This window comes from Flavobacterium hydrocarbonoxydans (assembly GCF_009789235.1).
GTDB classification, from domain to species: domain Bacteria; phylum Bacteroidota; class Bacteroidia; order Flavobacteriales; family Flavobacteriaceae; genus Flavobacterium; species Flavobacterium hydrocarbonoxydans.
In genome coordinates this window covers 271,858-290,487 of the sequence record NZ_WSTB01000006.1, presented here as the reverse complement: position 1 = coordinate 290,487, position 18,630 = coordinate 271,858, and the positions used below count along the sequence as shown (strand labels likewise).

Below are 18,630 nucleotides of genomic sequence, written 5' to 3'. Positions count from 1 at the left end.
TTTGGTCATTGCATATTTTTTATACATTTGTCGAACCCCAAGCTAAGTTTAACCTAAAGAAATTCAATGATTTATAAGATTTATCCCGCGCTTTTATTTTTATTTTTGTCTTTTGGGACAGATTCTAAAAATACTTTTGAAATTGATAAAACAGCAACAAAAAACATCGCAAAAGTTGAAAAACTTAGTATAGATGCGAAAGTTGAAAGTGTTTATAGCAGCCTAAATGCTAATAATTTCAAACTTCCTGAAATGAAATCTTTTTCTGAAGCCTTAAAAGGGTTTTATTTATTAAAAGAAAAAGGGCTGGTTCGAAAAGATATCTTAACCTTAGTCGATTTTAGCTTATCATCAAACGCCAAGCGTCTTTGGGTGATTGATTTAGCGACCAATACCATCTTGTTTCATTCGTTAGTTGCTCACGGTAGAAATACAGGTGAAGAATTTGCATCGGCTTTTTCAAATGCCAATTCTTCGTTCAAGAGTAGTCTTGGTTTTTATTCAACTGGAGAAGTTTATCAGGGAAAACATGGTCTTTCATTGCGTTTAGATGGTTTAGAAAAAGGTGTTAATGATCATGCCCGCGAAAGAGCTGTTGTGATTCACGGTGCCAATTATGTTTCTGAATCGTTTATTCGAAATAACAAAAGATTAGGCAGAAGCCAAGGCTGTCCAGCACTTCCGGTTGAGATTACGGCTTCGATTATCCAGATAATAAAAGACAAATCGTGTTTGTATATTTACCATCCATCAAGAGGATTTGCGATGGAGCAACTAATTTCTTAGTTTGGCATACAAATCGGCGTCTAAATCGTAAATATCATCTCTAAAAATCATTTGATTGTCTTCACTCCAGGCAGTCCAGTACCATTGATACAATTTGTATTTTTGGGTAATTCTGATGTTCGTTGTTTTTTTGGTTACAATTAAAGAATCAATTCTTGATTTTGACCATCTAATAGAATCATTCAGAATATGCTGCGCCAGTTCAAGAGGATTTTCTATACGTACACAGCCAGAACTTAACGAACGATTATTTCTTCCAAAATAGTCACGGTGATTGGTATCATGTAAATACACACTGTAATTGTTTGGGAATAAAATCTTCATCAGTCCTAAGGAATTGTTATAGCCAGGGCTTTGTACATAACGATAACTATGCGGTTTGTTAGGATTCCAGTTATTTGGATTTACAACATTTCCGGCACTATCATAAATGGTAATGCTTTTATTGGCCAAATAATTTCTGTTGCGTTTCATGGCAGGCACAACATCTTCTTTCAAAATAGTAGGCGGAACGGTCCATGTAGGGTTAAAAACAATCGTTTTAAGTGTTGAGGTTAAAATAGGCGTTTTTCTTTTGTTGGTTCCTACTACGACATTTCGAACTACGGTTGTGTCTTTGTTTTCAACTACATTCAGACTGTAATTTGGAATATTTACAATAAAATAATTTTCCGAAAATTCATTAGGATACCATCTCCAGCGTTCCAGATTAGCAATTATTTGTTGTTTTCTCTGCTCTTTTGTAAAGTTTAAAGCTTTTAAAGTTCCTGCTCCAATAACGCCATCTGCAGCTAAGCCGTGTCTTTTTTGAAATCTTTTTACAGCTTCAAAAGTTTTTTGGTCATAAATAGAGCTTAGACTATCTTTTCTGCCTGACAGGTCTTTCCAGTATAAAAGTCTTTTTTTGATGGTAACCAAAGCAGTATTAGTATCGTTTAACGTGATTTTTTCAGCAGATTCGATTTTTTTAATAGCATCTTCCGGAAATTCATTAACCAATTGCAACGATTTAAGCAGCTGCTTATACGTAGCTGCAGTTGATTGCGTACTTTCTACAATACTGTCCAGGCAATCTCTGTTGAATCCTTTTATCAGAACGGTATTAACGTCAAACTCTTTTTCTTCTAAAGCCCAGTCTCTGTATAATAATTTCGGATTTAATTTTCCTTTGTTTAAATGGGTTAGGAACTTTTCAAAATTATACGTCAGCATCACGTCGTAGCAGGCTAACTCGCTATCGTTTAATTGGCTGATTTTGGTTTCGTATTTACTAAGTTTGGAAGAGCTGTAGTCATCAGGATTTAAACCTAATTCTTCGGCTTTTTTAAGTTGGTTTAGAATAAAAACTCTTTTATTTAGATTTCCCCAAACCGTTTGGTTTTCAGAGGAAGCATAAAAAAGCTGCAACGTTTCACTCTTAAAAGAATTGATTAAAGCCGTATCAATTTTAATTTTTCTTTCATCCGTCTGAATAATAGGTGGCGCTTTTGTTGGCTTAACAACAGGAGCTTCCGGAACTTCTTTTTTACAACTGGCAAAGGCTAATAGTAGGAAACAAAAGTAAAGTTTATTCATTTTTTAATTCTTTATACATTAAATGGTGTTCTCCAACATCCGGAATATCAAAAGCTTCTCCAACAATTTGATAACCAAGTTTTTTGTAAAATCCAACCGCAGCAGTTCTGGCATTAAACCAAATTAAATCAATTTGATTGTCATTGCAGTACTTTTCGCAGTGTTTTACCAAAGCTTCACCAAGGCCTTTTTTTTGATGCGTCTCTAAAACGGCCATCCCGCGAATTTGCGCTTGATTTTGCGATACAAATATAGTATTGGATTTAGAGAACAATGAAATTATTCCTGTTAAATTATCAGAATCGTAAATTCCAAAGTGATGTGTTGTAGGTAAATCGTCGCCTTCAAAGACGCAACTTTCTAATGGTTTTCCGTTTCGAAGTACTGGATGTCGAACTATAAAGGTCTCTTTGGCTGATATTTCTTTAATTAGGGTCATGTTTCAAATAAAAAAACAAAGCTATAACTTTTTAATTTTAAATAGATTACTATAAATAATGATTTTTAATTTATTTTTTTATGAAAAAAAGTTTGCTTTAAACTTAACTTATTATTTATATTTGCACCACAGTAATGCGAAAGTAGCTCAGTTGGTAGAGCTCCAGCCTTCCAAGCTGGTTGTCGCGAGTTCGAGCCTCGTCTTTCGCTCTAAATGAAACTTAACACGTTTGAGTTCTAAAGATTAAAATTTTTTGCTTAGATTTTGTAATAATTATTTTTTTATATCATTTAATTATTTATATTTGCGCCCTGTTAATGCGAAAGTAGCTCAGTTGGTAGAGCTCCAGCCTTCCAAGCTGGTTGTCGCGAGTTCGAGCCTCGTCTTTCGCTCTTCAAAAAGCCTTAAACTATTAGTTTGAGGCTTTTTTGTTTTTTAATCTAACCATATAAGTGATGTAAGTTCATTGTTAGAAAGGGTTAAAACTTAATTTTCTTAAATTACTTATATGGTTTGAAAATAATTATGCAGAAGTATTTTTATTTTAGAAAAGCTAAAACTTAAATTTTCTTAAATCACTTATATGGTTTAAAAAGAATTATTTTAAGTTGCTCAAATCACTTTCGGGTTCTAATTCCTCGGCAGTTTTATTTTGCTGAAACAATCTTGCTTTCAGATTGCCTTTCAAGGTAATTTTTTCTCCTTTTACTTCAAGCCAGCTGCCTTCTCTTAGTCCTAAAACCGGAATATTATTAAAAGCATGAAACTCTTTGATGCGCGTTTCACGTGTTTCACCCATGTGTGTGGATTGTTCTATTGGATCTAAATAATGGGGGTTCAGGTTAAATGGAATCAGTCCCAATGTCTGGAAACTTGGCGGATAAACAATAGGCATATCGTTAGTCGTTTGCATCGAAAGTCCGCAAATATTGCTCCCTGCGCTGGTTCCTAAATAAGGCGTACCGTTTTTAACAGTTTCGGCAAGAAGCTGCATAATGTTGTTTTTGTACAATTGTGTAACCAACAGAAATGTGTTGCCGCCACCTGTAAAAATTCCTTCGGCGTTTTTTATTGCGTTTTCAGGATTTTCGAATTCATGAATTCCTTTTACGGCAATATTAATTTTTGCAAAAGCTTCACTAACTTTTTGCGTGTATTCAGTATGAGAAATTCCGCCTGGTCGCGCATACGGAATGAATAAAAGGGTTTTGCAGTTTTTAAAATGCTCTTGCAAAGTGGGTAAAATATACTCCAGATAACTTCCTGCATGTAGTGATGAAGTGCTGGCAATGATGATGCTTTTCATAAACTTTGAGTTCATATTTGTTTAGGTTAAAGGTATTAAAAGTCCTTTTTATAAAAGCATCCGATGTTTAATTAACATTTTTTTACCATGACGTTAATACTAAATTTGGAATACATTAGGATATTTTTACAGCTTTAAGAGAAAATATAAATTTTTAATAATTAGATGGATAAAGTAATGTGTTTTTTGTTTTTAGGATTGACTCAGATGGTTTTGGGGCAAGAAACGCTGAACGGTAAGATAAGTGCTGGTTTTGGTGATTTAGAAGGGGTTTATGTCGTAAATTCTAAAACAGAAGTCATGGTGACTACAGATGCTTCAGGGGTTTTTTCTATAGCTGCCAGCGTAGGTGATGTGATTGTTTTTTCGTCTATACAATTTAAAGAATGCAGAATTGAATTGGCCGCTGAAAATTTCTCAGACCTGAATTTTACTGTAAAATTAAACCCTGTAATTCATCAATTGCAAGAAGTTATTATTAAAAGATACGATGATATAAACGCAGTTTCGTTAGGAATTGTTCCAAAAGGACAAAAAACATATACCGAAGCGGAGAGAAAATTATATACCGCTACAGATTTGAATGCGTCGGCTTCTTTGAGCGGAATGGCAGGAGGTTCGGTTTCGGCAGATCCTTTATTGAACTTTTTTTCAGGGAGAACGGCAATGCTAAAAAAAGAAGCTATCGTGGAGAAAAAAGAGTTTTTTATGAAGCTTTTAGAAAAAATGTTTACCATTGATCATTTTGTTGACAGACTGAAAATTCCTTTAGAATACGTAAAAGGATTTGAATATTACGCGGTTGAAAACGAAAAGTTTACTGTGATTTTAAATTCGAAAAACAAAACATCAACTGAGTTTTTATTGGGTGAGTTGGCGGTGAAATATAAAGAAATACTGGCCAGTGAAAATAAATAATACCTATCACGCTTTTCTTCTGTTCGTTTTTCAGATGGGTTTTGGACAGACTTCTGAAGTCAAAGAAATTCAAGGACAAATTGTTGGACAATCTGCTTCGGGAGAAGGCGTAAATATTATTAATAACAACACGCAATATACGGCTGTTACAGATGTAAACGGAATATTTTCGATTGCAGTAAAAGAAGGAGATGTTCTGGTTTTTTCGGCGGTGAATTTAGAGCCGGTTCGTTATCGGATTACGGCTGAGGATGTTAAGTCAAATTCACTTAAAATCAAAATGACTGCCAATGAAATTGAATTGAAGGAAGTTATTGTCAACGAAAACGCCGACATTACAACTGAAAAACTAGGAATAGTTCCAAAAGGGCAAAAAACATATACGCCTGCTGAAAGAAAATTAGCAACCGCAGGAGATTTTAAACCAAAAATGCTTTTAACGCTGTTGGGAGGTTCTATGCCGCTTGATCCTCTTATAAATAAAATTAATGGCAGAACTAAAAAGTTAAAAAAGGATCTAAAAGTTGAAAATAAAGAAAATGGTATAACTCAGTTGGGCATTCTTTTTGAGGACACTTATTTTTTAGAGACTTTAAAAATCCCTTCGGAACATATTATGGGATTTAAATTTTATGTTGTAGAAAATGAACAGGCGATTCTTTTTCTTAAAGAGAAAAAAAGAATGGAATTAGAATACTTGTTGAATGATTTATGTTTAAAATACAATGAAATAGTAGCCAGTGAAAATAAATAATACGTATTTAGTTTTTCTTTTATTTGTTTTTCAAATTGCTTTGGGACAGACTTCTGGTGCCAAAGAAATTTTTGGGCAGACCTTTGAGCAATCCACCACAATTGAAGGTATAAACATTATCAATAATAACACACAGCATACAACTGTATCCGACGAAAACGGAATGTTTTCTATTGTGGTAAAAGAGGGAGATGTTTTGGTTTTTTCGGCAGTAAATCTGGAGCCATTAAAACTTAGAATCACCGCTGATGACTTGGCTGCTCCTACGCTTAAGGTTAAAATGACAGCCCGACAGGTTGAGCTTGATGAGGTGATTGTAAACGAAAATGCACATATAAATGCCGAGAATTTAGGGATTGTTCCGCGTGGTCAAAAAACATATACGCCGGCCGAAAGGAAACTTTATACAGCCACTACCGGAGGAGGTATTGATGGAATATTAAATTCGATATCAGGACGTAAAGCGATGATAAAAAAAGAAATCGTAGTGGAGAAAAAAGAAATGTTATTTCGTAAATTAGAGTATCTTTTTGAGGAGGTTTATTATACAGAAAGACTCAAAATTCCGGTTGACGATATTAAAGGATTTCAACTTTTTTGTGTGAATGATGCTGAATTTGCTGTATCTTTGAATACGAAGAACAAAACGATGAGTATGTTTTTAATAACAAATTTAGCACAACAATATCTTAAAATTCTTGAAAATGAAAAATAAAATTGGAATCGTAGTACTATGTATGTTTTGTCAATTTGTAATGGGACAGACATTTTCAAGAAAACCACTTCATGGTCAGGTTGTTAATGATTCTGTTGCATTGGAAAGTGGTTATGTACTGAATGTTAATACACATACCAGAACGTTTATCAGCCCTAGCGGTTTATTTGATATTCTGGCAAGACCTAAAGATACTTTACTCTTTTCAAGTTCGGCTTTTCTGTCTAAAAAAATCGTACTTACTGAAAAAAATTGTGCTGAATTTCTTTTTTTAGTACAATTAGATTTGGTTAATAATCAGTTGAAAGAAGTAATTGTAGGGAAGGAGCTAAAAGTAAAAGCTTTTCAGGCGAATTCACAGAGAATTGTTGATACCCAGTTTGAAGACGATAAACAATCAACAGCAAAAAACATCGCAATGATGTCTGATCAGACCATAAAATACGGAATGGACTTTGTTCGAATTTTTAAAGATGTAAAAAAATTATTGCGTAAAAAAGATGAGGTTAAAGAAGAGGAGATAACAGATGTTGCTTTTATTGAATATGCCAAACTAAATTTCACCTCAGATTTTTATAACAAAACGCTAAATCTAAAACCTGATGAAATAGAATTGTTTTTATTGTATTGTTCTAATGATGCTGAATCTAAGAAATACTTAAAACCAGATGATCAGTTTTTGTTAATGGATTTTTTAATTAAAAAAAACCAGGAGTTTAAAAAAGTTACGATTGCTGAGAAATGAAAAAAATAATAGTGTATCCCTTGCTGGCAATAATAGTATTGTCATTATCGGCTTTTGCATTTCATAAGTTTTATATGGGAGTTTATCAGGTAAATTATGCAGCTGATAAAAAAATGATTCAAATCACATCCCGAATTTTTGTGGATGACTTAAATAAAGGAATCGAAAAAAAATACAATAAAAAGACGTTTCTGGGTACCGATAAAGAAACGGCAGCTGATGTAGAGTTGTTAAAAAAATACCTTTCGGAAAACTTTACTATAAAAATTAACGGACAGACAAAGGTTATAACTTTTTTGTCAAAAGAAATTGAAGCTGATGATGTTTTGGTTTGTTATTCCCGAATCAAAGACATCCAGAAATTTACAACTTTAGAAATTTCAAATGCAGTTTTACTTGATTGGAATCCTGAGCAGCAAAACATTACGCATATTTCAGCATTTGGGGGTAAAAAGACCGTGCTTTTTACAGATTCTTCAAGGAAAGAAGTGTTAAAGTACTAAATAATATATAAAATTATCATTTTAATTATTATTTTCACAGCTTCAAAAAATCCCAAAAAACACTTATGAAAAAACTTTCATTATTATTAATTTTTCCTGCCCTGTTGATGGCTCAGGAGAAAAATACTTCTGTTGCCCCAAAACAGCAAGGTAAGTATGATACCAATAAGTTCAGTCAGATGTACGACTTGTTGGCGACCCCAAATATGTTCCGTACGGCATCCGGTGCTCCGGGCCCAGCGTATTACCAGCAGCAGGCTGATTATAAGATTGATGTTGAATTAGACGATAAAAATTCAAAATTAACCGGTTCTGAAATCATCACGTATTCTAATAATTCACCTGATAATTTAGAATATTTGTGGATTCAGTTAGACCAAAATCAGGCGAAAGCCAATACGCAATCTTCTTTAGTAGAAAGCGAAAAAATCAATCAGGTTTTACCATTGGATAAATTCGCAAGCGACTATCTGAAAAAAGATTTAGAGCGTGGTTTTAACATAGAGTCTGTAAAAGATGCTAAAGGAAATGCGATGTCCTATACCATCAACGAAACGATGATGCGTATTAATTTGGCAACTCCATTAAAAGCAGGAGAAAAAATTGTACTGGCTATCAAATGGTGGTACAATATCAACAATTACCAAAAAGAAGGCGGACGTTCAGGTTATGAATTGTTTGAAAAAGAAGGAAATAAATTATACGTAATAGCTCAGTTTTACCCAAGAATGGCAGTTTACAATGATGTGGAAGGATGGCAAAATATGCAATTCTGGGGAAGCGGAGAGTTTGCTTTGCCTTTTGGAAATTTTGATGTCAACTTTACTGCACCTGCAGATCACGTAGTCGATGCTACAGGAGAACTAACAAACAGAAGCGAAGTTTTTACAGCTGAGCAGGTAAAACGTTACGAGCAGGCGCAAAAATCTTTTGACAAACCTGTTATAATTGTAACACAAGCCGAGGCTGAAGCAGCTGAAAAAGGATTTTCTGAAAAGAAAAAAACATGGAAATTTAGTGCTAAAAACGTTCGTGATTTTGGTATTGCTTCTTCAAGAAAATTCATCTACGATGCAATGGCTGTACAATTAGGTGGAAAAGTAGTGATGGCAGAATCTCTTTACCCGAAAGAAGCCAATCCGCTTTGGGAAGAAACTTCTACAAGAACAGTGGCGCATACTTTAAAAAGCTACTCATCGCATACATTCGATTATCCTTATCCAAAAGCAGTTTCAGTTTCTGCAGAAGATCAGGGTATGGAATACCCTATGATTTGTTGGAATTTTGGTCGTCCTGACGAAAATGGCGTAACTAGTGAGCAAATTAAAAACGGAATGATTGGCGTGGTAATTCACGAAGTGGGGCATACTTTTTTTCCAATGATTGTGAACTCAGATGAACGTCAATGGACCTGGATGGATGAGGGGTTGAACTCTTTTATGGAGTATATGGCTGAACAGGAATTAGGAACTAACTTCCCTTCAAGACGTGGACCTGCAAAAAATATTGTTCCTTACATGAGTGGTGACCAAAAGTTTTTAGAACCAATTATGTCGAACTCTGAGACTATTCACCAATTTGGGAATAACGCTTACGGAAAACCGGCTACAGGTCTTAATATTTTAAGAGAAGTAGTAATGGGAAGAGAATTGTTTGATTATGCTTTCAGAACGTATGCAAACCGTTGGAAATTCAAACACCCAACTCCTGAAGATTTCTTCAGAACTATGGAAGACGCATCTGCTGTAGATTTAGACTGGTTTTTCAGAGGATGGTTTTACTCAACAGATTTTGTAGATATCGGAATCAAAGAGGTAAAACAATATTATGTTTCTGAGACTCCAACCGCAGATCTTAAAGACGTAAAAGTTAGAAAAGGACGTTTCGGGTATGACAAAGGACCATTTGTATATCTAGTGGCCGGAGACAATGCTGAGGTAAGTGCTTCAAACAAAAAAGCATTAAAAGTAGAAGATGTAAAACCATTAGCAGATTACGTAAACCAAACTTTTACTGCCGAAGAAAAAGCAGCTTTAAAATCGCCTAAATATTTCTACGAAGTAGAGTTTAACAAACCAGGCGGAATGATTATGCCTATTTTGGTTGAGTTAACTTACGAAGACGGAACAAAAGAAAACTTCCAGTATCCGGCGCAAATCTGGAGAAAAAGCAATGATACCGCTAAAAAGGTATATGCTACTTCAAAAGCTATAAAAAGCATTCAGATTGACCCAAAATTAATGACTGCTGATATTGATGTAACCAACAATGCTTGGCCAAAAGTAGAAGAAAAGTCAAAATTTGACTAAACATAAAGCTAAAAAGACTCTGAAAAGAGTCTTTTTTTTTAAGTAAATTTTAAAACTCTCAGCTACAAAATTTAATATCTTTGTTGCACTAAAAATAAAACGATATGTTTGGTATAGGAGGAGGAGAATTAATTTTCATCATGTTTATAGTATTAATGCTTTTTGGTTCTGACAAGGTGCCGGAAATTGCCCGCACAATGGGAAAAGCAATGGCGCAGCTTAAAAACGCGACAAACGATATTAAAAGCGAAATTCAAAAAGGAGCAGAGGCTAATGGGCTTGATGCAAAATCTTTGAACGACATGACCGGAAATATCAATGCCGAAATTAGCAATGCCAGAACTAATTTACTGGGTGATTCTACCAATTTATTAGGCGATACTGCTGCCGAAATCAATAAAGTAAAAGAAGACATAGATTCAATCTCAGGACCTGTAAAACGCCAACTATAATGCTTGAAAAAATACAAGAATTAGACTCTCGTTTATTAGTATATCTTAATAGTTTAGGTTCAGAAACATTCGATAAACTTTGGTTAATTATCACCAATCAGCTCAATTGGACACCATTTTTTTTGCTGATGTTTTATGTGATTTACAAAAAAATAGGCGGAAAACAACTCTTGTTTTTAGTGCTTTTTATAGCCGTTTTAATCACTTTTACCGATCAGATTACCAATCTTTTTAAACACACTTTCGAGCGTTTACGACCTTGTAACAATCCCGAAATCAACAAGATTATTCGTGTTGTTCAGGTTAGAAAATCATATAGTTTTTTCTCAGGACACGCCGCCAATACTATGGCAGTAGCCACCTTTTTATATTTTGTCTTAAAACGCCATTTCAAATATTTAGGACTTTTATTTTTATGGCCTCTTGTTTTTGCCTATAGCCGAATTTACTTAGGATTGCATTACCCGGGAGATATCTTAACAGGTTATTTCTTTGGAGCGCTTTTCGGATTTACAATGTTCAAAATCTATCAAAAACTAAAACCCCGTTATTTTCCGGGATAGATTTTAAAAAAGTTTCTAAGTGACTAAGATTCTAAGTTGCTGAGATTTTTATTAGGAGCTATTTCCAGCTATCCGTTTCAATCTTTTGCCTCGCTAAAGAAGCGAGACAAAAGGATTTACACTTCTATCTGGGCTAGGGCACTCATTTTCATAAGAAGGAATTAATCATGAAAAACAGTTTTCTCACTCCATTCCAATCCATCAGGAAGTTGCTGATTGCTGAATTCAATATGAATAACACGCCTTCTTTCGTTGTTTGTAGTTTTGTTTGAAGCATGAAATAATAAAGGTTTCATCATCATAATCCCGCCTTTTTCAACTTCACAAATCGTTTCATTTTCCAGTTCTAAATCATCAACTTTAAAAACACCTTTCGAATGCGAATTGTTAATCACTTTCAATGCACCATTATCTTTTGTCGTTTTATCAAGATGAATCCGAATCGTGAAATTGTTTTCTAAAATCTCGTTTGGTGGCTGAACAGCGAACTGATTTTGCTTTACCGTCCAGTTTTTAAAATTAACAACTTCTGTTTTTTGATTTACAGAAATAGTCAAATCCTGATGATATGCTACAAACCAATTCGATTTTTCAGGTTTGTCAAAATAAATAGATTTGGTTATAAAATAGTCTTCTCCAAAATTTGAATTTATAATTTTTTTTAATTTCTCATTAAAAATAAAAGCTAATGTTTCAGGAATTTCTTTATGAAATTGTCTGATCGCAAATAAATCTTCCGATTTTCTAAAAGTGGTATTTTCGGTTTTGTCTTTGGTGCTATTTTCAATTAAAGAAATAATTTCGTCTATTTCATTTTCAGTGTAAACCGAATTAATAATTGCAAAACCATCAGAGTTTATTTGGGAGTTATGATTCATTATGAATTATTTTTTTGAATAGCCTCCAGTTTTAACTGGAGGTAATTAAGAGTTTAAGGAAAAGGCTTTAGCCAAAATAAAGAATCTATTTGGCTAAAGCCTTTTTTTATGATAAATTATATTCCTCCAGTTAAAACTGGAGGCTATTCAAATCTTGAAGTTCAAACAAGGAAAAAAAAGCCTTAGAATCTTAGAGCCTCAGAGCCTTAGCGCCTTTTACAAAACCCTACTAACCGTCAGTCCATCACGAATAGGCAATAAAACCGTTTCTACACGAGGATCATTTTTCAAAAGTAAATTATATTCCAGAAGCACTTTGGTACTCACATCATTCGGATGAACTGGTTCCAGAATTTTTCCGCTCCACAACACATTATCAGACAGGATAATTCCGCCTTTATTCATTTTCGGAACAATCATTTCCCAGTAATTCAGGTAATTTTCTTTATCTGCATCAATAAAAACCAGATCAAACTTTACATCCAAAGTTGGAATGATATCAACCGCTTCACCCAAATGCTGAAAAATTTGTTTTCCCCAAGGTGATGCATCAAAATACTTTCGCTGAAAATCTACTAATTCTTCCTTGATATCAATCGTGTGCAATTGTCCGTTTTCCTGCATTCCCTCGCACAAGCACAAAGCAGCGTAACCGGTATAAGTCCCGATTTCCAGAATATTTACAGGACGGATTAGTTTAGACAGCATGCTCAAAACACGACCCTGAAAATGTCCGCTTAACATTCGGGGTAATAATATTTTTTGGTACGTTTCCTTGTTAAGTTTCGCTAGTAATTCTGGTTCGTTTTCAGAATGTTGTTCGATATAATCTTCTAAATCTTGAGAGATAAAATGCATGTGTAGTGTCTTCTAAATTGAATTGCAAAAATACAAAAAATATCGGGTAACTTTTAGGCATAAAAAAACCATTCGTTGTAGCGAATGGTTTTACAAATTGTCATCGAAGACTATTTTTTCAAGGCAGCATCAACGTCTTTAGCTGTTTGTACAGTTCCGTCTTTGGCAGCTTTAGCAGCAGCTTCGGCTTTTTCTGCGGCCTTTTTAGTGGCATCTTTTACGTCTTCAGCGGCTTTTTTAGTAGCATCTTTTACATCTTCAGCAGCATTTTCAACTTTGGTCACGGCCGTGTCTTTTGCTTGTTCGATATCAGTTGTTAACGAATCTACTTTGTTTCCAAGAGTCAATTCTTCTTCTGCTTTTGTTTCTTCTTTTTTGTCTCCACAAGATTGTACAGAGAATGCTACTAACGCGATAAGGGCTAAACTTAAAATTTGTTTTTTCATGATAATAATGTTTTTTAAATTGTTATAATAATATAAAGGTTGGATTTTGAAAAACAGTAATTTTCATTACGATACAAAAACTATGGCCGGTAATTTTTGTAGGGTTATCTTTCGTGTAACCGAAAGACAATTCTCGTGCCAAAATTTAGCATTTTAAAAGATTAAATATAAAGTTTTTTTCCGAATGAAATTTTTTAAATCTCAATCATTTAAAATAGTTTGTAAAGACTAATATTTCATTAAAAAACAAAAAATATCTCGGTATGAAAAGGTTTCGATAAATACTTAGTAACTTTGCAGCATGCAAATCGAGAAAAAAGATATAAGAGCCTTATCAAAAGACCAGTTGCGTGATTTTTTTGTGACCAATGGGGATCAGGCTTTTCGCGGGAATCAGGTTTATGAATGGTTATGGAGCAAGGGCGCTCACAGTTTTGAGGATATGACCAATGTGGCTAAAAACACAAGGGCTATGCTCGAAAATAATTTTGTTATCAACCATATTAAGGTAGATACCATGCAGCGCAGCAGTGACGGAACTGTTAAAAATGCTGTTCGCCTTCATGATGGTTTGGTAGTAGAATCTGTTTTGATTCCTACCGATACTAGAACAACTGCGTGTGTTTCCAGTCAGGTAGGCTGTAGCTTAGATTGTAATTTTTGCGCTACTTCACGTTTAAAGCGTATGCGAAACCTGGAACCGGGCGAAATTTACGATCAGGTAATTGCTATTGATAAAGAAAGCCGTTTGTATCACAATCATCCGCTTTCGAATATTGTTTTTATGGGAATGGGGGAGCCTCTGATGAACTATAACAATGTCATCAAAGCAATTGATATGATAACATCGCCGGAAGGTTTAGGAATGTCTCCTAAACGTATCATGGTGTCAACATCGGGAATCCCGAAAATGATAAAAAAAATGGCAGATGATGATGTGAAGTTCAAACTTGCTGTTTCATTACATTCTGCAATCGACGAAATTCGTGCGCGAATTATGCCTTTTAGTAAAAACTTTCCTCTGGTAGATTTGCGTGAGTCTTTAGAATATTGGTACAAAAAAACCAAAAATAAGGTTTCATACGAATATGTGGTCTGGAAAGGAATCAACGATGATAAAGCTTCGATTGATGCCCTGGTTAAGTTTTGCAAATACGTGCCTTGTAAAGTCAATTTGATTGAGTATAACCCAATTGATGATGGCGAATTCCAGCAAGCTTCAGAAGAATCTATTTTAGCCTACATAAAAGCCTTAGAAAATATTGGAGTAGTGGTAAAAGTACGTCGCAGCCGCGGTAAGGATATTGATGCTGCCTGCGGACAATTGGCCAATAAAGAAGGATAAAAAAATAGTTTCGAGATATAACAAAAGCCTTAAAAACAAGTTTAACTCTTGCTTTTAAGGCTTCTTTTTTGGGCAAAAAAGGCATTTATTTTTCAAATCAATTTCTGTAGCGACACCATCTTTAGTAATGTTGGCAAGAGTATTACAATCGCTATTTCTATAATCAATTGAGGCTACAGTTCCATTTTTACTAATCGAAACTACTCAAATGGTTTTTTGAATAGCGCATTGAATTCTAAAGGTGTTATGATCTTATTACTTTAAAAATGAAATCCAGATGAAAGGATTTTTAAAAAAGGCGTGTAAAAAGTGCTAATTGTTGATATAGTTCTATAAAATAGACAACGTTTTTTTATAGAAAATAGTATATTTGGAATCGAAATGAATATTACTTCTCAAATAAAACAGCCGATTTTTAACGAGATGGAACTTTTTGAAAAAAAGTTCCATGAATCGATGACTTCTAAAGTGGCATTATTAAACCGGATTACCTATTATATTGTTAATCGTAAAGGAAAACAAATGCGGCCGATGTTTGTTTTTCTGACGGCAAAAATGGTTTCGGGTGGTATTGTAAACGAAAGAACCTATCGTGGAGCCTCAGTAATAGAGCTCATTCATACGGCTACTTTGGTGCACGATGATGTGGTTGATGACAGTAATCGCCGTCGTGGATTTTTTTCTATCAATGCACTTTGGAAAAATAAAATTGCCGTTTTAGTTGGCGATTATTTATTGTCTAAAGGGTTATTACTTTCGATAGATAATGGTGATTTTGATTTGCTTCGAATCATCTCAGTGGCCGTTCGCGAAATGAGCGAAGGTGAATTGCTTCAAATAGAAAAAGCACGAAGGCTGGACATTACTGAAGATATCTATTATGAAATCATCCGAAAAAAAACAGCAACACTTATTGCCGCTTGCTGTGCGCTTGGAGCAAAATCAGTTATTGAAGATGATATTCAGGTAGAGAATATGCGCAAATTTGGAGAACTGATTGGAATGGCTTTTCAAATCAAAGATGATTTATTCGATTATAGTGACGAAGCCATCGGTAAACCAACAGGGATCGATATTAAAGAGCAAAAAATGACTTTGCCTCTTATTCATGTTTTAAATAACTGTACTGCACAAGAAAAAAAGTGGTTGATAAACTCGATCAAAAACCATAATAAAGACAAAAAACGCGTCAAAGAAGTGATTGCTTTTGTAAAAAACAATCATGGTTTGGCTTACGCCGAAAATAAAATGGTCGAATTCCAGCAAGAAGCCCTTTCATTGTTAGAAAATTATCCTGACTCAGAGTTTAAATCTGCCCTTACTTTGATGGTAAACTATGTTATCGAAAGAAAGAAGTAATTTTTTTTAATTAGATAATTTGTCAATTAGACCATCAGATAATTTGTTTTAAGTATTTAATTTTTAGTAATTTAAATATCTTTTATTAGAATTTTGATTTTTTTTTTGAAATTTTAATTTCTTCATACAACCATTTTGCAACTTCAATCGTCTATGCTAATAGAAGTCTGTTAGTAAAACAAAACCGGAACGCTTATTAATGAAAATTATTCATTTACATCAGGAAGAAACCGAAATTATAAAGTTGGCTGTCGAAAATAACCGACAAGCGCAACAGCTGATATATAGCCGGTTTTCTCCAAAAATGCTAAGTGTTTGCCGACAATACATTAAAGACATTCAGCTCGCCGAAGATGTTATGATAACCGCTTTTATGAAAGTGTTTACCAACTTAAACAAGTTTGAACACAAAGGGAGTTTTGAAGGCTGGATAAGACGAATTATGGTCAATGAATGTATTTCGTATTTAAGGGTTCAGAAGAAAGTCAAATTTGTGGAAGATGAAATTTATATCGAAGAAAGTTTTAACGCAACTGACAGTCAGTTTTCCATAGACCAAATTCAGTTTTTGATAGATAATTTACCGGACGGCTATAAGATGGTTTTCAATTTATACGCTATAGAAGGTTACAAACATAATGAAATAGCAAAGATGCTGGGGATTAACGAAGGAACTTCGAAATCGCAGTTGTCGCACGCCAGAAAAATGCTCCAAATGCAAATTAAGAATTTAAAAAAAGAAGAAAATGGAACCGAATAATTTTGAAAAGGATTTCCGAAAAAAAATAAATCAGCGTACGATTGAACCAAGTGATAAAGCCTGGGACAGACTAGATGCAATGCTAAATATTGTTGAAAATAAAAAGCCAAAGAAAAGAAAAACCTGGCTGTATGTTGCGGCCAGTATTATGGGTTTTTTAGTAATTGGAACAGTATTTTTTATTCAGAATAAAAACAACAGTACCATTCCTCAAAATAATGTTACCGTAGAAGAAAACATTCAGAAAGATTCTGTTGTAAAACCAGACAATAACGTTTTAAACCCAGTAAAATCAGCTGAAAACGAAGTTGCAGTCGTTGAAGAAACAACCATTAAAAACAATAAAAAATCAGAAAAAAAGCTAAATCAGGTATCAGTTCCAACCCTTAAAAATCAAGTAGCGGAGTCTTCAGTCATCATCAAAAACAATCCATCAAATCAATCAATCACTTCAAATGTTAACATTCAAAATCCTCAAAACGAAACTGTAGAAAAAGTATTCGATACTACTGAAAAAAATGTTTTGGCTGAAAATTCGGCAAAGCCAAAAACAAAATCAAAATCAAAAGTCAAAGTCAATGCCAGTGATTTGCTTAATCAGGTTGATGGCGAATTAGAACTTTCGTTTAGAGAAAAAGTAATTGCTACTGTCAATAAAAATTATCAAACCGTAAAAGTGGCTGTTGCTAATAGAAATCAGGAAGACAAACAAGAAAAGCAATAACAATATCAATAGCAATATCAATAGCAATAACTATATCAATATTAAAATCAATCATCAATCAATCATCAATTAAAAAAAACAATCATGAAAAATTTTACCGTTTATCTCATCCTTTTTTTCTTCTTGTTAGTCAGTAAAGTGCTGGGACAGGAAACCTTTGAATCTAAAGCAAGAGAAATTGCCAATAAAATAGAAAGAGTTACAAAAGAAGAAAAAGAAGCTTTAAAACAAGAAGTCGAAGCGGTTAATGTTCAATTGTCTGAGGGAAAAATCACCAAAGAACAAGCGGATAAACGCAAGAATGAATTGGCTGAAGCCAGAGCTGTGATTATCGAAGAAAAAGTGACTTTGGCACAAAACGAACTTAACGATCTGGTACAGCAAAAAGTCGATGGAAAAATAAAAGAAGAAGACAAAGAACATACGTATACTTTCCGCTGGAACTCAAAAGAATGGCGCAATGACACTATTCATAGAGAAAAAAGAACGACTTCACAATTTGTATTTGCGGCCGGACTCAACAGCACCATGGTTGATGGAAAGCTTCAGGATTCTGAATACGGTTTTATAGGATCGCATTTTTACGAATGGGGTTTAACGTACAATTCCAGATTAATGAAAAACGATAATATATTGCATGCTAAATACGGACTTTCGTTGATGTACAACAATATTCGGCCAACAGATAATCGCAGTTTTGTAGTGAATGGAGATCAGACGGATTTGGTTACAAATCCAATTCACTTAAAAGAATCACGCTTTAGAAATGTGTATTTAGTGGCGCCAGTACATTTAGAATTTGATTTTTCTAAAGATGGGCATAATGGTGAAGAACGTTATTTCAGGACTCACAAAGGTTTTAGAATGGGGTTTGGAGGTTATGCCGGAATCAATGTAAAATCAAAACAAATTCTGAAGTATGAAGACAATGATTTGAAAGCTACTGAGAAGACAAAAGGCGATTTTAATGTCAATAATTTTATCTATGGATTGAGTTCTTATATTGGTTACGGAGAAACAAGTTTGTATATAAAATATGATTTGAACCCTTTATTTAAAGATAATCCGGTGGAGGAAAATAATATTTCGTTAGGAGTTCGCTTCGACTTTAATTAATAAACAAGTCAGAATTAGTTGATTGCAAAAAGCGCTTCGAAAGAGGCGCTTTTTTATTATTAAATCCTCAAAAATGAAG

The 18,630-nt window shown here is 34.1% G+C and carries 20 protein-coding genes and 2 tRNA genes; 16 read left to right on the top strand and 6 right to left on the bottom strand.

The window, feature by feature from the left end:
• Nucleotides 1-66 precede the first annotated feature (66 nt).
• Nucleotides 67-786 (top strand): murein L,D-transpeptidase catalytic domain family protein, encoded by a 720-nt coding sequence (locus tag GON26_RS12995; RefSeq protein ID WP_160375192.1) that lies wholly within the window; start codon nucleotides 67-69, stop codon nucleotides 784-786.
• Here the strand turns inward: GON26_RS12995 and GON26_RS12990 are convergent.
• Both GON26_RS12990 and GON26_RS12985 read right to left on the bottom strand, forming a co-directional pair.
• Nucleotides 775-2,361 (bottom strand): L,D-transpeptidase family protein, encoded by a 1,587-nt coding sequence (locus tag GON26_RS12990; RefSeq protein ID WP_160375191.1) that lies wholly within the window; start codon nucleotides 2,359-2,361, stop codon nucleotides 775-777. The two genes, GON26_RS12995 and GON26_RS12990, sit on opposite strands and share 12 nt — an antisense overlap.
• On the bottom strand, nucleotides 2,354-2,800 hold the full coding sequence (locus GON26_RS12985; RefSeq protein ID WP_160375190.1) for a GNAT family N-acetyltransferase: 447 nt from the start codon (nucleotides 2,798-2,800) through the stop codon (nucleotides 2,354-2,356). The genes GON26_RS12990 and GON26_RS12985 overlap by 8 nt, the downstream gene beginning before the upstream one ends.
• A gap of 136 nt (nucleotides 2,801-2,936) precedes the next feature.
• On the opposite strand from GON26_RS12985, the gene GON26_RS12980 reads away from it, so the two are divergent.
• Nucleotides 2,937-3,009, top strand: a tRNA-Gly gene (locus GON26_RS12980).
• A 110-nt stretch (nucleotides 3,010-3,119) separates the two neighbouring features.
• A tRNA-Gly gene (locus tag GON26_RS12975) sits at nucleotides 3,120-3,192 on the top strand.
• 206 nt (nucleotides 3,193-3,398) lie between these two features.
• Here GON26_RS12975 and pepE read toward each other — a convergent pair.
• A complete protein-coding gene (pepE, locus tag GON26_RS12970; RefSeq protein ID WP_160375241.1) occupies nucleotides 3,399-4,106 on the bottom strand; it encodes a dipeptidase PepE in 708 nt (235 codons plus the stop codon).
• A gap of 165 nt (nucleotides 4,107-4,271) precedes the next feature.
• Here pepE and GON26_RS12965 point away from each other — a divergent pair, with 165 nt between their 5' ends.
• The 8 genes from GON26_RS12965 (at nucleotide 4,272) to GON26_RS12930 (ending at nucleotide 11,065) form a co-directional block, all read left to right on the top strand.
• The gene (locus GON26_RS12965; RefSeq protein ID WP_160375189.1) at nucleotides 4,272-5,024 is read left to right on the top strand and encodes a hypothetical protein; all 753 of its coding nucleotides are present in this window, start codon (nucleotides 4,272-4,274) and stop codon (nucleotides 5,022-5,024) included.
• Nucleotides 5,011-5,778: a carboxypeptidase-like regulatory domain-containing protein gene (locus GON26_RS12960; RefSeq protein WP_317164712.1), complete on the top strand. Its 768-nt coding sequence runs from the start codon at nucleotides 5,011-5,013 to the stop codon at nucleotides 5,776-5,778. The genes GON26_RS12965 and GON26_RS12960 overlap by 14 nt, the downstream gene beginning before the upstream one ends.
• Nucleotides 5,765-6,493 carry a carboxypeptidase-like regulatory domain-containing protein gene (locus GON26_RS12955; protein ID WP_160375188.1) on the top strand — a complete coding sequence of 243 codons (729 nt, stop codon included), beginning with the start codon at nucleotides 5,765-5,767 and terminating at the stop codon, nucleotides 6,491-6,493. Before GON26_RS12960 ends, GON26_RS12955 begins: the two co-directional genes overlap by 14 nt.
• Complete coding sequence (locus GON26_RS12950) at nucleotides 6,483-7,238, top strand: hypothetical protein (RefSeq protein ID WP_160375187.1); 756 nt, start codon at nucleotides 6,483-6,485, stop codon at nucleotides 7,236-7,238. Before GON26_RS12955 ends, GON26_RS12950 begins: the two co-directional genes overlap by 11 nt.
• Nucleotides 7,235-7,741: a DUF6702 family protein gene (locus tag GON26_RS12945; protein ID WP_160375186.1), complete on the top strand. Its 507-nt coding sequence runs from the start codon at nucleotides 7,235-7,237 to the stop codon at nucleotides 7,739-7,741. Before GON26_RS12950 ends, GON26_RS12945 begins: the two co-directional genes overlap by 4 nt.
• 65 nt (nucleotides 7,742-7,806) lie before the next feature.
• Nucleotides 7,807-10,050, top strand: coding sequence for a M1 family metallopeptidase (locus GON26_RS12940; RefSeq protein WP_160375185.1), 2,244 nt, complete (start codon nucleotides 7,807-7,809; stop codon nucleotides 10,048-10,050).
• A 104-nt stretch (nucleotides 10,051-10,154) separates the two neighbouring features.
• Nucleotides 10,155-10,502 carry a Sec-independent protein translocase subunit TatA/TatB gene (locus GON26_RS12935; protein WP_160375184.1) on the top strand — a complete coding sequence of 116 codons (348 nt, stop codon included), beginning with the start codon at nucleotides 10,155-10,157 and terminating at the stop codon, nucleotides 10,500-10,502.
• Nucleotides 10,502-11,065, top strand: coding sequence for a phosphatase PAP2 family protein (locus GON26_RS12930; protein WP_160375183.1), 564 nt, complete (start codon nucleotides 10,502-10,504; stop codon nucleotides 11,063-11,065). Before GON26_RS12935 ends, GON26_RS12930 begins: the two co-directional genes overlap by 1 nt.
• 161 nt (nucleotides 11,066-11,226) lie before the next feature.
• Here GON26_RS12930 and GON26_RS12925 read toward each other — a convergent pair whose 3' ends face one another.
• The 3 genes from GON26_RS12925 to GON26_RS12915 all read right to left on the bottom strand — a co-directional run bounded on the left by GON26_RS12925 (nucleotide 11,227) and on the right by GON26_RS12915 (nucleotide 13,247).
• Nucleotides 11,227-11,943 carry a phytanoyl-CoA dioxygenase family protein gene (locus GON26_RS12925; protein ID WP_160375182.1) on the bottom strand — a complete coding sequence of 239 codons (717 nt, stop codon included), beginning with the start codon at nucleotides 11,941-11,943 and terminating at the stop codon, nucleotides 11,227-11,229.
• Nucleotides 11,944-12,159: 216 nt separating this feature from the next.
• Nucleotides 12,160-12,801, bottom strand: coding sequence for an O-methyltransferase (locus tag GON26_RS12920; RefSeq protein ID WP_160375181.1), 642 nt, complete (start codon nucleotides 12,799-12,801; stop codon nucleotides 12,160-12,162).
• A 110-nt stretch (nucleotides 12,802-12,911) separates the two neighbouring features.
• Nucleotides 12,912-13,247 carry a hypothetical protein gene (locus GON26_RS12915; RefSeq protein WP_160375180.1) on the bottom strand — a complete coding sequence of 112 codons (336 nt, stop codon included), beginning with the start codon at nucleotides 13,245-13,247 and terminating at the stop codon, nucleotides 12,912-12,914.
• 301 nt (nucleotides 13,248-13,548) lie between these two features.
• On the opposite strand from GON26_RS12915, the gene rlmN reads away from it, so the two are divergent.
• The 5 genes from rlmN (at nucleotide 13,549) to GON26_RS12890 (ending at nucleotide 18,551) form a co-directional block, all read left to right on the top strand.
• Nucleotides 13,549-14,592, top strand: a complete 1,044-nt coding sequence (gene rlmN / locus GON26_RS12910) for a 23S rRNA (adenine(2503)-C(2))-methyltransferase RlmN (RefSeq protein ID WP_160375179.1) — start codon at nucleotides 13,549-13,551, stop codon at nucleotides 14,590-14,592.
• 381 nt (nucleotides 14,593-14,973) lie between these two features.
• Nucleotides 14,974-15,951: a polyprenyl synthetase family protein gene (locus GON26_RS12905; RefSeq protein WP_160375178.1), complete on the top strand. Its 978-nt coding sequence runs from the start codon at nucleotides 14,974-14,976 to the stop codon at nucleotides 15,949-15,951.
• A gap of 199 nt (nucleotides 15,952-16,150) precedes the next feature.
• On the top strand, nucleotides 16,151-16,711 hold the full coding sequence (locus GON26_RS12900; protein WP_160375177.1) for an RNA polymerase sigma factor: 561 nt from the start codon (nucleotides 16,151-16,153) through the stop codon (nucleotides 16,709-16,711).
• Nucleotides 16,698-17,435: a hypothetical protein gene (locus GON26_RS12895; RefSeq protein ID WP_160375176.1), complete on the top strand. Its 738-nt coding sequence runs from the start codon at nucleotides 16,698-16,700 to the stop codon at nucleotides 17,433-17,435. The genes GON26_RS12900 and GON26_RS12895 overlap by 14 nt, the downstream gene beginning before the upstream one ends.
• Nucleotides 17,436-17,519: 84 nt before the next feature.
• Nucleotides 17,520-18,551, top strand: a complete 1,032-nt coding sequence (locus GON26_RS12890; RefSeq protein WP_160375175.1) for a hypothetical protein — start codon at nucleotides 17,520-17,522, stop codon at nucleotides 18,549-18,551.
• Nucleotides 18,552-18,630 lie beyond the last annotated feature (79 nt).